Raw genomic sequence first — 13,884 nt, 5'->3', positions numbered from 1 at the left:
TCCGGCGAGGGCACCCGATCTTCCCCCCTTCCTCCTCGAACGCATCCCATGCCTTCTATCGGGCGACTCCACGTCCTCACCGACACCGACCATCAGCAGCGCTGGTCCCACGCCGAGATCGCAGCGGCGGCCGCCGCCGGGGGCGCTGACGCCGTCCAGTTCCGCCACAAGCCCGGCTCGCCTCGCGAGCGGCTGCGCCTCCTGGAGCCGACCGTCGCGGCCTGCCGCACGGGGAACGTCCCGTGCCTCGTGGACGACCACCTCGACCTCGCGCTGGCGACGGGAGCTGCGGGCGTCCACCTCGGCGAGTCCGACCTGCCGGTCCGGCATGCGCGTCGCCTCGCGGACCGCCTCGGGGAGTCATTCGTCATCGGCGCCACCGCGACCACGCTCGACGCCGCCCGCCGCGCCGAGGCCGAGGGGGCCGACTACATCGGCTTCGGGCCGGTTTTCCCGACCTCGTCGAAGGCCAATCCCGCGTCCGTCAAAGGGCTCGACGGGCTGGCCGAGACGTGCGCGGGCGTGGGCATTCCGGTGATCGCGATCGCCGGGATCACACCGGCGCGCGTCGGCCCCTGCCTCGATGCGGGCGCCTGGGGCGTCGCGGTACTCTCCGCAGTCACGATGGCCGACGACCCGACCGCGGCGACGGCCGTCTTCCGCGCTGAGATCGACGCGTGGGTTCAGTCGGCGACCTCGTCCGCCGCGGCGGGGGGCTGAAGGGCGTCGGCGAGGAAGCCTGTAGTCCGGTCCCAGGCGAGTTCTGCGGCCTCCGGGGCGTAGGCCTGCCCGGACGGGTTCGCGAAGGCGTGGGGGGCGCCCGCGTAGGTGTACACCGAGTGCGGCACGCCCGACTCGGCCAGCGCCGCCTCGAACGCCGCCACGGTGTCGGCCGGAATCGAGTCGTCGGCGCCGCCGAAGTGCGCGAGCACGGGGGCCGTCAGCACGCCGAGGCGAGCGGGGTCGGTGACGGGACGGCCGTAATAGATCACCGTCGCGTCGACGCGGTCGGACGCGGCGAGGGCCGTCCGGAGCGACCACATCCCCCCGAAGCACCAGCCGATCACGCCGACCCGCGGTGCCCCCAGGTCGTCGGCGAGGAAGGCGACGGCCTGCGCGAGGTTCTCCGTGAGCGCGACCTCCTGTCCCATCGCAGTCCGCATGAGCGCCATCGCGCCGTCGGGGTCGGTGGCGACCTCGCCGCCGTACAGGTCCACCGCCAGGGCGAGGTAGCCCTGCGCCGCGAGTTGCCGCGCCATCGCCTCGACGTTGTCGTTCAGCCCCCACCACTCGTGGATGACCACGACGCCCGGCACCCCCGTCTCGGCCCCCTCGGGCCGAGCGAGCACGCCCGTCACCGTCTGCCCGCCCGCGGTCGCGTACGTCACCCGCTCGGAGACGACCGCGAGCGTGCCGGCGCCGTCGGTCGCGGCGGACGCGGTCGGCGCGTCCCCGTCGTGCTGGCGGCGCATTTCGGCGGCATCGTCGGGGGTGGACTGGCAGGCTGCCAGCGCGACCAGCATGAGGAGAGCGGAGAGACGCATGGATCGATCGGTGGGGCGGGTCGGAACGGAGAGGGGCGCCGCGTAAGTTCCGGCGTGAGCGACTCCCCACCCGTCCTTCCCTACTCGGCCGAGCTGCAGCGCAAGGCCATCCACCTGGGCGCGCTCGCGCTCCCGGCGGGGCTGCTCGTCCTCCCGACCCCGCTCGCCCGGATCGTCCTCACCAGCCTCGCCGTGATGGCCGTGGCACTGGACATCGCCCGGCAGCGGATCCCGGCCGTACACGAGGTGCTGGTCGAACGCGCGTTCGGGTGGATGATGCGGCCGGAGGAGATCCCCGCGTTCGGCGGTCCGCTGGTGTTCAACGGCGGCGTGTGGATGTTTCTCTCGGCCGCCGTGTGCGCGTGGGTGTTTCCTCCCGGAGTGGGCGCCGCTGCGCTCGCAATGCTGATGGTCGGCGATGGGGCCGCGGCCGTCGTGGGCCGCAAGCTCGGGCGGACGAAGTGGCCCCGCTCGCCGAAGTCGGTGGAGGGAAGTTCAGCCTACGCGGTGGCCGCCCTCGGGACCGGCCTCGCCGTCGCGGCCTGGCCGGGTGCGGGGCTGACGCCCCTCGTCTGCGTCATCGGCGCGGTGACCGGCGCGGTGCTGGAGGCGCTGCCGATCCCCATCAACGACAACTTCCGGGTCCCGCTGCTGTCCGGGCTCGCGATGTGGGCGGCCCTGTGAGTCAGCACCTCCCCCCTCGGCCATGTTGAGCGGGCTGTCCCGCCGCGCGGAGGCCGTCGCCCGCCGGGCCGTGGAACTGGAGCCCATGCCCCAGCCCCCCCTCTGCCCGACGCGCTACCCGGTCGTGCTCCTCCACGGCTTCGGGGCGCTCGCCAACCTGATGCAGGGCGGCGTCCTCCACGCCGAAGCGATGCACCTCCGCGGGCGCGGCGTCTGGGCGTACGCTCCGCACGTCAACCCCTACGACACCGTCGAGGTGCGTGCCGAGGCCTGGGCGGAGCGCCTGACGCGGGTGCTGGCCGAGACCGGCGCGGACCGGGTCAACCTGGTCGGCTTCTCAACCGGTGGGCTGGATGCGCGCTGGCTGGCGCGGGACCCGGTCTGGGCGGACCGGATCGCGAGCCTGGTCACCGTCTCCACGCCCCACCGCGGCTCCGACCTTGCGACGTTCGTCCTCGACCGCCCCGAGCGGCTCCGGGACTGGGCGATCGCGCTGATGGACTTCGTCGGGCGGGCGGCCTACGAGGGGGCCCCGCCGCACGCCGAGGCAGCCCTGCGGGAGCTTACGCCCGACGCCACCGCGTCGGTCTTCCCGGAGGAGGATCTCCTCCCCGGCGCGTGGTGCGCCTCGTACGCAGGGCGTGCGGGCAAGGGGACGGACACTCCGATGTACCCGCCGCTGGTCCTCCCCAACCGCATTCTCTACGGAATGGCGGGCCTCAACGACGGGATCGTCCCCACGGACTCGGCCTGGTGGGGCGAGCGGCTGGGCGTGCTGGACGCCGACCACGCCCGGCAGATCGGGCTCCGCTGGACGCCGTCGGCGACGTACGACGCGATGGCATTTTTCGAGGCGCACTGCGATGCGCTCCGGTCACGGGGCCTCTGACGGCGCAGTCGGGGACATCGACCGCAGGCATCAGGTGGATGAGGGACGAACGCGAACCGTGTCGGCCCCTCGCCGTTGACCCACCGCCCGTCCCCCAACGCATGTCCTCCCCCGTCCCAGGCGTCGTCCTCGTCGCCGAGCCGCCCATGGCGGATCCGAACTTCCGCCGGACCGTGGTGCTGCTCTGCGAGCACACCACAGAGGGCTCGTTCGGGCTCGTGCTCAACCGTCCCACGGGGCTCACGCTCGGCCAGGCGGCCGACGAGGCGCTGCCGTTCGACGCCGAGCTCTGGATGGGCGGACCGGTCCAGCCGGAGACGCTCCACTACCTGCACCCTTTCGGCGACCTCGACGGCAGCCTGCCCGTCCTGGAGGATGTGTTCTTCGGCGGGGACTTCGAGACGCTCCGGGCGGCCATCGCTGCGGGGGACCTCGACCCCGACCGGGCCCGGTTCTTCGTCGGCTACTCCGGCTGGGGTGCGGGCCAGTTGGACGCCGAGGTGGACGAGGGCGCCTGGATCGTGCTCCCCGGCAACCGCGACCTCGTCTTCGCCGACGGCGACGACGCACTGTGGCGGCAAATCCTCCGCCAGTTGGGAGGCGAGTACGCGCTCCTCTCGACGTTCCCGGACGACCCGCGCCTGAACTGACTACGCCTCGCCCGTCTCGGCGAGGTTGCGGAGTACGTCCAGCACCCGGTCCAGCTCGGCCGACTTGTCGAAGAAGTGGTCGGCGCCCGCCTCCAGGCACGCCTCCCGGTACATCACGTCGGCGTGGTTGGTGAGCACGATCACGCGCGGCAACCGGCCGGCCTCGCGCAGGTGCTGGAGCGCGAGCAGCCCCCCCATGACCGGCATCTGAAGGTCCAGCACCACCACCCCGGGCGCGCAGGCCTGGACGCGGTGGAGGGCTTCCTGCCCGTCGGCGGCCTCGGCGACGACCTCCACACCGTCCACCTCTTCGATGGCGTCGCGGAGGAGGCGGCGGAGGCGTGGGGAGTCGTCTGCGACGAGGACGCGGACGGAGGGCCGGAGAGGCATAAGGCCGGGGCTGTGACGGGTTCTCCATCCTACGGAGATCCGGGGGGCGAGACCCATCCGGACCGGCCTCCGATCCCCCAGCGTGGCGTCAGCGCGGGCCGCCCCCTGGCGTCGGCATCCGTCCTACCCGGCAGCCTCCCGGCCGAGGGCGGGCGCCCGGCTACTCGACCAGTCCGTTTTCCAGCGCGTAGCGCGTGATCTCGGAGTTGTTCGACATGCCCATTTTCTGGAGCAGGCGGCTCCGGTACGTCGAGACCGTCTTGACGCTCAGCGACAGGTGCTCGGCGATCCCACCGACAGTCATGCCGGACGCGATGAGCCGGAGCACCTGGTACTCACGATCCGAGAGCGCCGCGTGCGGGTCCTCGTCCGGATTGGTGTCGAGCGCGTCGAGCAGGGACGCGGCGAGCGTCTGCGTGAGGTAGCGCTTGCCCGAGGCGACACGCCGGACCGCGACCACGAGGTCCGCCTCGGCGCTCTCCTTGGTGAGGTAGCCCATCGCTCCGGCGCGGACGACGCGCACGGCGTACTGGTCCTCGGGGTGTGCCGAGAGGACGAGGATCGGCAGCCGGGGAAACTCGGCGCGGATGGACTTGACGAGGTCCAGCCCGCTCGGCCCCGGCATGTTCATGTCCATCACGATCACGTCGACGCGGTCCTCGCGGAGGAGCCGGAGCAGTTCGTCGCCCGAGGAGGCTTCGCCGACCACGCGGAAGTCGTCCATCTCGCGGAGCAACTCGGCGAGGCCGCGGCGAACGAGGACATGGTCATCGGCGATGGCGATTCGGGTCATGGCGAGTCGGAGGGTGGTGGAGCGTCCGGGACGGGCTGGTGCGGCAACGTACACTCCACAACGGTCCCCTGACCACGCACGCCGCGCACGTCCAGGGTGCCCCCCTGCGCGCCGGCTCGCTCGCGCATGCCCAGCAGCCCCAGCGACCGCCTACGGCCGGTCCGCTCGGAGTCGAAGCCGCGGCCGTCGTCGGACACCACGAGGCGGACGACCTCGGGGCCGAGCACGAGCGTCACCGCCACGGCCTGGGCCTCGGCGTGGCGCGCGACGTTGGTGAGGGCCTCCTGGAGCACGCGGAATGCGGCCGTGGCGACCTCCGTCGGAGGCTCGGTCGCGCCGTGGACATCCAGGGACCCGCGCGTGCCCGTCCGCTCCTCGAAGCGCTTGATCTGCCACTCGACGGCGCTCGCCAGCCCGAAGTCGTCCAGCACCCCCGGTCGGAGGTCGGCCGCGATCTGGCGGACGTGGCGGATGGTCTCGTCGATGGTCTCGCGCACGTCCTGGAGGCGGGCCTGTGCGGCCTCGTCGTCGGGGTAGTGGCGCCCGAACCACCCGACCCCGAACCGGATCGCGGTGAGTTGCTGCCCGAGCACGTCGTGGACCTCGCGTGAGAGCCGCGTCCGCTCCTCCTCGCGGACGTCCTGGAGGTGGGTCGCGAGGGCGCGGAGCTCAGCCTGGGAGGTTTTCAGGGCCGCCTCGTTCTCCCGCAGCCGGGTCACATCCCGCAGGATCGAGATGACCTCCCCCCCCTCGATGGGTGCCATCCGGACCTCGCGGTGGTGGGTCCGCCCGGCGATTTCGACCTCGTAGCCGTACGACACCCGTTCGCCGGTCTCCTTCAGGCGCTCCATCGCCGACAGGAACTCGGTCGCCAGCGGCTTCGGGATCACGTCTTGGAGCCGACGCCCGATGAGCGCCTCGGCCGGAAACTCGGTCCGGAACACCTCGGGCACGTGGAAATCGAGGACCAGCCCGTCGGCCGCGAGGCGGGAGACCACGTCGGGGAGCGAGCGGACGACCGTCCGGTAGCGTGCTCGCGACTCGCGCAGCCCGCGCTCAGTCTCCTCCAGTTCGGTCACGTTGCGCGTGGTGATGATGCCGACCGGTTGCCCATCCGGACCCATCGCCGCCTGGCCCCGACTCTCCACGATCCGCGTCTTCCCCTCAGGGTCCACCGTCCGGTAGCGCAGCACGCGCGGCTCCCCGGAGTCGAACCCTTCCGTCAGCGCGGCGAGCACGACCTCGCGGTCGTCCGGGTGGACCGCGTCCAGGGGCGTGTGGCGGATGAGGTCTTCGGTGGAGCGCCCGAGTTGGTGAGTCGCCGCCGGACTGGCATAGATCGTCCGGCCGGTCACGTCGGTGACGGTGATGAGGTCGGTCGCGTTCTCGACCATTAGCCGGTACAGCTCCGCGTCGGTGCGGACGCCGATGTGTCGGGCGCGCGCCTGCCGTGCAGCCCGCCGTGCTTCGCCGTCCGAGGCATCGGGCGGAAGCACGCCCTCGGCCCCGGCCCGCAGCGCGGCGTCCTCCTCGGCCTCGGTCGTCGCGACCACCACCACGGCGGGACGGGTCCGCGGACGCCGGAGCGCGTCGGAGACCGCATCGAGGTCGACCCCTTCGCCGACGACCACGAGGTCGGCCGTGGCGGCATCGACGGCGTCCAGGTCGGAGAGGGGCGTAGCGGTCCCGAGGGAAGTCGCCCAGGCGGGCGGCGGTCCGTACGTCAGGATCTGCATGTCAGGCGGTGACAGCATCGAGCCGGGCGACGATGCGGGTGAGGGACGCGACCGCGTCGGCGACGTCGGCCGACGTGGTGGGGTGGCCGAGGGAGAACCGGACCGTGGCGCCCGCGCTGTCGCGCTCGACCCCCATCGCCAGCAGCACGTGACTCGGCTCCAGCGCACCGCTGGTGCAGGCGCTGCCCGCCGAGACAGACACGCCGTCCAGGTCGAGCGCAGCCAGGAGCATCTCGCCGTCGAGTGGGTCCGGGGCGGGTCGGAACGACACCGACAGGATGTGGGGCGCCGCATCGGGCGGCGTGTGGATGACCAGCCGGTCGCCGAAGGCGGCCACCAGATCGGTGCGGAGGGTGCCCAGAAGGGCACTGAGGCGAGCCCCCGTGGCCTCGCGCTCTGCCTCGGCGAGGACCAGCGCCTCCGCGAACCCGACGATCCCGGCTACGTTCTCCGTGCCGCCCCGCCGGGCGCGTTCCTGCGCGCCGCCCGTCTGGATGCCCGCGAACGGTGTCCCGGCACGCACGTACAGGGCGCCGACGCCCTTCGGCCCGCCGCATTTGTGGGCCGAGAGCGAGAGCAGGTCCGCGTCCAGTCGGTCGACATCGAGGGGCAACAGGCCCGCCGCCTGGACGGCATCGGTATGGAAGAAGGCTCCGGCCGCGTGCGCCACGTCGGCCAGTTCCCGCACCGGGTTCACGCTGCCCGTTTCGTTGTTGACGAGCATCGCGGACACGAGCCCGGTCGAGGCGTCGAGGGCGTCGGCGAGTGCGTCGGGGGTCAGGACACCACGCGCGTCGGGCGGCAGAATGAGGACCGGGTGGCCGTCGGCCGCGAGCGCTTGGGCCGTGTGCAGCACCGCGTGATGCTCGACCGCCGAGGTCACGAGACCCCGCCGTCCGGTCTGGCGCGCGACCTCACCCGTGAGAACGCCCCGGAGCGCCGCGTTATCCGCCTCGGTGCCGCCACTGGTGAACACTACCTCGCTCGGCTCGGCGCCCAGCACGTCCGCGACCTGTTCGCGCGCCCGGTCTACGGCCACCCTCGCGCGCCGTCCCGGCCCGTGTAGCGACGACGGATTGCCGTGCTGCTCACGCAGGTACGGCAGCATCGCTGTCAGTACCTCGGGGCGGAGCGGGGTCGTCGCGGCGTGGTCGAGGTACGGCAAGAGTGAGGCGGAAGCGGGAGCGGAAGGTGCCACCATCGAGGACGGCGCGCCACTCCGTCAGGTTCTGGCCGACACGCAGGGTCAACCGTCGTCTGACACGAACAGGGCGGCCCCGCGGTGCGGAGCCGCCCTTGAAAGCGGTCGACGCGAGCCCTCTACGCAGTCGGCTCGGCGGCCGGATCCTCGGTGACGACCGCGCCGCTCCAGGCCGTAGCGCCCGCCTCGGTCGACGCGGGGCCGCCGAAGCCGACCTCCCCGACCGCGGAGCCGTCTCCGCTCGTCGCCGACGTCACCTCTCCCGGCTTCACAGCCGAGGCGAAGTAATCGGCGTTGTCGAACGCATCGACCTGAATGGCATCGGCGCGGGCGGCCTCGGCGGTCTTCAGCATCTCCGCCTCGGCACGCGTGATGACGCCGCCCTCGATGGCGAGCGGGATGAGCGTAGCCGGGTGCTGGCGGGGCAGCTCGCGGCGCTTGATGGCGGCCTTGATCTTCGACACGACGCCTTCCGCCTCGTAGCAGAGGCGCATGGCGTGGTCGAAGCGGCCGTACGCGTGCTCAGGGTCCATCGACGTGAACACAGTCGGGGTGATGCGGTCGCGCTGCTCGCCGGGCACCTGAAGTGCCGCTGCGACCTTGTGACCGACCGCGTCCGACGGCAGATCAGAGATCCGGTTGAAGCGGCTCCAGGCCGCGAGCGGGCCGCGGAAGAACCACGTCGCGCCGGGCACCTGGAGGTTCGCGAACAGGCCATCGAAGGCGTCCTGAATCTGGGCGAAGGCGTACTGCATCGACCAGTCCAGGAAGGCGCGGTCCTCCTCGCGCTGGCCCTCGGCGTCGAAGCGCTTGAGAACCGCCGTGCCGAGGTACATCCACGAGAAGATGTCCGCGAAACGGCCCGTAAGCTTCTCCTTGCGCTTCAGGTCGCCGCCGAGCGTGCCCATGGCGAGGTCGGCCAGGAAGGCGAACGTGGCGCTGGTCCAGGCCATCTTGCGCCAGTAGCGCGCGGCCGGGCCGGAGACCGGCGAGCCCGCCAGCCAGCCCCGCGTCAGCGAGAGGCCGACGCCGCGGAACGCGTTGCGAACGACGTGCCCGATGTGAGGCCAGAAAGCCGAGTCAAACGCCTTCACGTCGCCCGTCATCAGCGCCCGCATCTCCTTGAGCGCGTATGGATGGCAGCGGATGGCCCCCTGGCCGAAGACCATGAGCGTGCGAGTCAGGATGTTGGCGCCCTCGACCGTGATCGAGACGGGCAGGCCGATGTAGGCGTGGGCGAGCGGGTTGCGCGGGCCGCGGCTGATGGCGTTGCCGCCGAGCACGTCCATGCCGTCGTTGACGGCCTTCCGGAACAGCTCGGTGATGTTGTACTTCATCATGGCCGTGACCACGGCCGGGGCCGCGCCCCCGTCGAGCGCGCCGCAGGTGTAACGCCGCGACGCCTCGGCGATGTAGGCCCAGCCGCCGATGCGGGCCAGCGGCTCCTCGATGCCCTCGAACTTGCCGATCGAGAGCCCGAACTGCTTGCGGATGAGCGCGTGCGCGCCTGCGACGCGAGCCGCCTGCTGGATCCCCGCGGTGCCCGAGGCGGGCAGCGAGATGCCGCGCCCGGCCGCGAGCGACTGCATCAGCATGCGCCAGCCGCGGCCCGCGCCCGCCGCGCCGCCGATGATGGCGTCCTCCAGCTTGACCACCACGTCGTGGCCCTCGGTCGGGCAGTTCCAGAACGGGACGCCCAGCGGGTCGTGCCGCTTGCCCAGGACGACGCCCTCGGCAGTCGTCGGGACGAGGGCGCACGTGATGCCCAGGTCGGTGCCCTTGCCGAGCAACTCCTCGGGGTCCTCCAGTTTGAACGCGAGGCCGAGCACGTTCGAGATCGCGGCCAGCGTGATGTAGCGCTTCCGCCAGTTCAGGCGGAGGTAGAGTTCGCCGTCGTCGCCGGTGAACACCACGCCCTTCGAGGAGATCGCGCCTGCATCGGAGCCCGCGCCGGGCTCGGTGAGCGCGAACGAGGGGATCACCTCGCCGGTCGCCAGCTTCGGGAGCCAGTAGTCCTTCTGCGCGTCTGTGCCGAAGTGCGCCAGCAGTTCCGCCGGACCGAGCGAGTTGGGCACCATGACGGTGATGCCCAGCGTGCTGGACGCCGAGGCCGCCTTGGCGACGACCGCGCTGTTGAGCGACGGGCTGAAGCCGTGGCCGCCGTAGGCCTTGGGCACGATGAGGCCGAAGAACCTGTCGTCCTTGAGCTTCTGCCAGGTCTCCGGCGACAGGTCGCGGCGCTGCCACACGTCCCAGTCGTCCACCATCTGGCAGAGCTCCTCGACGGGGCCGTCCAGAAACGCCTGCTCCTCGTCGGTCAGCCCCGCGTAGTCCTGCGCGAGGAGGCGCTTGGCGTCCGGCTTGCCCGAGAACAGCTCGCCCTCCACCCAGACCGTACCGGCGTCGATGGCCTCCTGCTCGGTGCTGGAGATGACGGGCAGGAACTCCAGCTTCTTCATCAGCCCCATCACTGCACCCGAGAGCACGCGCCGGATCGGGGTGATCAGGAAGACGGCGGCGAGCACGCCGAACGCGACCGTCAGCCAGAGCGGCGCGCCGAAGCCCACCAGGGCGACGAGACCAGCGGCGGCCCAGGCCCAGAGCGGGGCGCCGGTAAAGCCGAGCGCGAAGAGGACCAGTAGCACGCCGAGGGCGGCGGCCCACAGCGGGGCGTCGGCGAAGAACGGAAGGGCTTCCATGGCGAAGGGGGCGTTCGGGGGACTGCGGACCTGGAGCGGGGCCGCCTCGGGACAGGTTAACACCGTTAACAAGGGAAGAGTCTACGCGTTCCGTCTCCCTGGCGCAAGCGAGCGAACCCCGACGCGCGGCGCGGGTCTCTCCCATCCCTTCTCCCCTCTCTGCCCCCATGGCCGACGCCGTCTCCTGGTCCCTCCGCAATCTTCCCCGCCAGACGGGCCGCACGGCCCTCGTCACGGGCGCCAACTCCGGCATCGGTCTCGAAGCCACGCGCGGGCTCGCCGCCCTCGGCGCCCGCGTGATCATGGCGTGCCGCAGCCTCGACCGGGCCCACGCCGCCGCGGACGACGTCCGGCGGAGCCTCCCCGGCGCCGATCTCGACGTACGCGAGCTCGACCTCGCCGACCTCGGGAGCGTCGCAGCCTTCGCCGAGACCGTCGACCAGCCGGTGGACCTGCTCATCAACAACGCGGGCGTGATGGCGCTTCCGACGCGCCGCGAGACGGCCGACGGCTTCGAGATGCAGTTCGGGACCAACGTGCTCGGCCACTTCGCGCTGACGGCCCGGTTGCTCGACCGCGTCCTCGCCGCGCCGGACGCCCGGGTCGTTTGGCTGAGCAGCATCGCTCACCGCAACGGCGTGCTCAACTTCGACGACCTCCAGAGCGAGCGCGCCTACGACCCCTGGCGGGCCTACCAGCAGAGCAAGCTGGCCGACCTCGTGCTCTCGATCGAGATGCAGCGCCGGCTCCGCGCGCAAAACAAGCCCGCCATCAGCGTCGCCGCCCACCCGGGCCTGGCGTCGACGAACCTCTCGACGGACATGATGGAGGGGCGGCCGGTCCTCTCCGCGCTGGCGGGCCCCGTGATGGGTCTCGTGGCGATGGCCCCCTGGCGGGGCGCGCTGCCGACGCTCGTCGCCGCGGCCGGGTACGACCCCCAGCCCGGCGGCTACATCGGCCCGGATGGGTTCCAGGAGATGCGGGGCGACCCGGCGCCGGCCGCCATCTCGCCCCAGGCCGTCGACACCGAGGCGGGCCGGCGGCTGTGGGAGGCCTGCGAGACGCTCACGGGCGTGTCGATGCTCTCCGCATAGCCCCTACCCCTCGGCGCCACCCAACTGGCGCCAGAGGTAGGTGTAGATGGACGCCCACATGGTCGCCTGCTGGTCCGGCGTGACCCCCGAGCCGTGGCCCCCCTCGGTGTTCTCGACGTAGTCGACCGGCAGGCCCATGGCCTCCATCCGGGCGGCCATCTTGCGCGCGTGGCCCGGGTGGACGCGGTCGTCGCGCGTCGTGGTGGTGAACAGCGGGCGCGGGTAGGCGACGCCCTCGCGGAGGTTCTGGTACGGCGAGTACTGCGAGATGAATGCCCAGTCGTCCGGGTTGTCCGGGTCCCCGTATTCGGCCATCCAGCTGGCGCCTGCGAGGAGCGTGTGGTAGCGGCGCATGTCGAGGAGCGGCACCGAGATCACGACGGCCCCGAACAGGTCGGGCCGTTGCGTCATCGCCGCGCCCGTCAGCAGGCCGCCGTTGGAGCCGCCCCGGATGCCCAGGTGCTCGGGCGACGTGATGCCGCGCGCGATCAGGTCCTCGGCGACGGCCAGGAAGTCGTCGAAGGCGAGCTGGCGGTTCTCCCGCTGTGCCGCCCGGTGCCAGGCCGGCCCGAACTCGCCCCCGCCCCGGATGTTGGCCAGCACGAACACGCCACCGCGCTCCAACCAGAGCGACCCGTTGATGCCGCTGTACGACGGCGTCAGCGAGACTTCGAAGCCGCCGTAGCCATAGAGTTGCGTCGGGTTCGAGCCGTCCAGCGTCACGTCCTCGCGGTGGACGACGAAGTACGGCACCCGCGTGCCATCCTCGGATGTGGTTTCGAGCTGCTGGACGGTCAGGCCGGACCCGTCGAAGGACGGCGGAAGCTGGGTGACCGACCGCGTCGTGCCGTCCGCCTCGGCCAGGAAGAGGGTCGTCGGCTGGAGAAAGGAGCTGTAGGAGAAGAAGAACCGGTCGTCGTCGTCGCTAGCGGTCACGATGCCGACGCTGCCGAGGGGCGGAGCGTCGAGCGTCTCGCTCTGCCACACGCCTCCCTCGTACCGGAACCGGCGGAGTTCGCCGTTCACGTTGTCGAGCAGCGCCACCAGCAGCGTGTTGCGGGTGGACGCGGTCCCCTCCACCGTCTGCCGCTCCGTCGGCGCGAACACGGTGGTGAAGGCCCGCTCGCCGTCGAAGAACGCGCCCGCGCCGATGGCGACGAGCGAGCCGCCCGCGTACGTCTCCCCGCCGACCTCCCAGTCGGACCGCAGGTAGAGCGTCAGCTGGTCGCCCACGAAGCCGGGGTCGGCGTCCAGCGGCACGTCGAGGCGGACGAAGTCGCCATCGCGAAGCACGTAGGTGCTGCCCTCGAAGAAGCTCGGCCGGTGGACGACGGCGGGAAGGATCTCGTCGCCCCGGCGGTACGACGCCGCCCACGCGCCCACGTCCGACGTCTCGCCTTCGAACACGGTCTCCGCGTCGGCCAGGGGCGTGCCCCGCCGCCAGCGTTTGACGACGCGCGGGTACCCGGAGTCGGTCATGGACCCCTCTCCGAAGTCGGTCGACACCAGCAGGTCGTCCTCCCCGATCCAGGCCGCGACGCCCTTGGACTCGGGCAGGAAGAACCCGCCCTCGGGGAACGTCTTCGTGGTCAGGTCGAACTCGCGGGTCTCGACGGCGTCGGCGCCGCCGCGCGAGAGGCGGACGAGGCACCGCGTGTAGTCGGGCGCGAGGCAGGTCGCGCCCTTGAACGCCCACGGCACGTCTTCCGCCGCGCCCAGCGCGTCGATGTTCAGAAGCGTCTCCCACTCCGGGTCGCCGGTGAGGTAGCTCGCCCAGGAGGCGCGTCGCCAGATCCCTCGCGGGTTGTCCTCGTCGGTCCAGAAGTTGGTGATCGCGTCGCCGAGGATCGACGGCATCGCGATGCGGTCGTCCGAGGTCAGCACCGCCAGCGCGTCGGCGTAGAGGGCATCGTAGACGGGCTCGGCCTGGAGCGCAGCAGCGGTGGTCGCGTTGTGGGCGTGGACCCATTCCATGGCGCGTTCGCCCTCGACCTCCTCGAGCCAGAGGAAGTCGTCGGCAGGCTGGGCGGCGAGGCCAGAGGCGGCGAGGGCAGTCAACAGGAGGAGGGGACGCATGGGACGGACGGGCAGGGACGGTAAAGTAGGCGGCGAGCCGCATCCTCCACCCCGCTCCCGAGGCCCGGGCTCTTGCACGCGGGGCGGGCGGGGTGGCCCGCGCGCCCGGCATCCGCGTAGACTCCCCC

The 13,884-nt window shown here is 72.0% G+C and carries 12 protein-coding genes; 5 read left to right on the top strand and 7 right to left on the bottom strand.

What is annotated here, in order from left to right:
• Positions 1-48 precede the first annotated feature (48 nt).
• Positions 49-720: a thiamine phosphate synthase gene (gene thiE / locus B1759_RS11130; RefSeq protein WP_095515155.1), complete on the top strand. Its 672-nt coding sequence runs from the start codon at positions 49-51 to the stop codon at positions 718-720.
• Here the strand turns inward: thiE and B1759_RS11125 are convergent.
• Entirely contained in the window at positions 684-1,544 is an 861-nt protein-coding gene (locus B1759_RS11125; protein WP_095515154.1) for a dienelactone hydrolase family protein, read from the bottom strand. The two genes, thiE and B1759_RS11125, sit on opposite strands and share 37 nt — an antisense overlap.
• Positions 1,545-1,598: 54 nt before the next feature.
• Here B1759_RS11125 and B1759_RS11120 point away from each other — a divergent pair, with 54 nt between their 5' ends.
• From B1759_RS11120 to B1759_RS11110, 3 genes are all read left to right on the top strand, one after another.
• Entirely contained in the window at positions 1,599-2,228 is a 630-nt protein-coding gene (locus B1759_RS11120; RefSeq protein WP_095515153.1) for a diacylglycerol/polyprenol kinase family protein, read from the top strand.
• Between the two features lie 85 nt (positions 2,229-2,313).
• Entirely contained in the window at positions 2,314-3,117 is an 804-nt protein-coding gene (locus B1759_RS11115) for an alpha/beta fold hydrolase (protein WP_143537357.1), read from the top strand.
• 101 nt (positions 3,118-3,218) lie between these two features.
• Positions 3,219-3,767 carry a YqgE/AlgH family protein gene (locus tag B1759_RS11110; protein ID WP_095515151.1) on the top strand — a complete coding sequence of 183 codons (549 nt, stop codon included), beginning with the start codon at positions 3,219-3,221 and terminating at the stop codon, positions 3,765-3,767.
• On the opposite strand, the gene B1759_RS11105 is transcribed toward B1759_RS11110, so the two are convergent.
• The 5 genes from B1759_RS11105 to B1759_RS11085 all read right to left on the bottom strand — a co-directional run bounded on the left by B1759_RS11105 (position 3,768) and on the right by B1759_RS11085 (position 10,586).
• Entirely contained in the window at positions 3,768-4,157 is a 390-nt protein-coding gene (locus B1759_RS11105) for a response regulator transcription factor (RefSeq protein WP_158225217.1), read from the bottom strand.
• 160 nt (positions 4,158-4,317) lie between these two features.
• Positions 4,318-4,950 carry a response regulator transcription factor gene (locus B1759_RS11100; protein WP_095515149.1) on the bottom strand — a complete coding sequence of 211 codons (633 nt, stop codon included), beginning with the start codon at positions 4,948-4,950 and terminating at the stop codon, positions 4,318-4,320.
• Positions 4,947-6,704 (bottom strand): PAS domain S-box protein, encoded by a 1,758-nt coding sequence (locus tag B1759_RS11095; protein ID WP_095515148.1) that lies wholly within the window; start codon positions 6,702-6,704, stop codon positions 4,947-4,949. Before B1759_RS11095 ends, B1759_RS11100 begins: the two co-directional genes overlap by 4 nt.
• Entirely contained in the window at positions 6,688-7,851 is a 1,164-nt protein-coding gene (locus B1759_RS11090) for a cysteine desulfurase family protein (protein ID WP_198948826.1), read from the bottom strand. The genes B1759_RS11095 and B1759_RS11090 overlap by 17 nt, the downstream gene beginning before the upstream one ends.
• A gap of 155 nt (positions 7,852-8,006) precedes the next feature.
• Positions 8,007-10,586 (bottom strand): acyl-CoA dehydrogenase, encoded by a 2,580-nt coding sequence (locus B1759_RS11085; protein ID WP_095515146.1) that lies wholly within the window; start codon positions 10,584-10,586, stop codon positions 8,007-8,009.
• A gap of 167 nt (positions 10,587-10,753) precedes the next feature.
• On the opposite strand from B1759_RS11085, the gene B1759_RS11080 reads away from it, so the two are divergent.
• Positions 10,754-11,680, top strand: coding sequence for an oxidoreductase (locus B1759_RS11080; RefSeq protein ID WP_095515145.1), 927 nt, complete (start codon positions 10,754-10,756; stop codon positions 11,678-11,680).
• Between the two features lie 3 nt (positions 11,681-11,683).
• Here B1759_RS11080 and B1759_RS11075 read toward each other — a convergent pair whose 3' ends face one another.
• Positions 11,684-13,756, bottom strand: a complete 2,073-nt coding sequence (locus B1759_RS11075; RefSeq protein WP_095515144.1) for a prolyl oligopeptidase family protein — start codon at positions 13,754-13,756, stop codon at positions 11,684-11,686.
• Positions 13,757-13,884 lie beyond the last annotated feature (128 nt).

The sequence above is a fragment of the Rubrivirga sp. SAORIC476 genome, assembly GCF_002283555.1.
Classification (GTDB): domain Bacteria; phylum Bacteroidota; class Rhodothermia; order Rhodothermales; family Rubricoccaceae; genus Rubrivirga.
Note: the sequence above shows the minus strand (reverse complement) of the source record. Positions and strands in the feature narration are given on the sequence as shown.

Coding starts and splice junctions, on each gene's coding strand:
- B1759_RS11115 (WP_143537357.1), top strand. CDS start 2,314: ATGCCCCAGCCCCCCCTCTGCCCGACGCGCTACCCGGTCGTGCTCCTC.
- B1759_RS11080 (WP_095515145.1), top strand. CDS start 10,754: ATGGCCGACGCCGTCTCCTGGTCCCTCCGCAATCTTCCCCGCCAGACG.
- B1759_RS11105 (WP_158225217.1), bottom strand. CDS start 4,157: ATGCCTCTCCGGCCCTCCGTCCGCGTCCTCGTCGCAGACGACTCCCCA.
- thiE (WP_095515155.1), top strand. CDS start 49: ATGCCTTCTATCGGGCGACTCCACGTCCTCACCGACACCGACCATCAG.
- B1759_RS11100 (WP_095515149.1), bottom strand. CDS start 4,950: ATGACCCGAATCGCCATCGCCGATGACCATGTCCTCGTTCGCCGCGGC.
- B1759_RS11075 (WP_095515144.1), bottom strand. CDS start 13,756: ATGCGTCCCCTCCTCCTGTTGACTGCCCTCGCCGCCTCTGGCCTCGCC.
- B1759_RS11110 (WP_095515151.1), top strand. CDS start 3,219: ATGTCCTCCCCCGTCCCAGGCGTCGTCCTCGTCGCCGAGCCGCCCATG.
- B1759_RS11095 (WP_095515148.1), bottom strand. CDS start 6,704: ATGCTGTCACCGCCTGACATGCAGATCCTGACGTACGGACCGCCGCCC.
- B1759_RS11125 (WP_095515154.1), bottom strand. CDS start 1,544: ATGCGTCTCTCCGCTCTCCTCATGCTGGTCGCGCTGGCAGCCTGCCAG.
- B1759_RS11085 (WP_095515146.1), bottom strand. CDS start 10,586: ATGGAAGCCCTTCCGTTCTTCGCCGACGCCCCGCTGTGGGCCGCCGCC.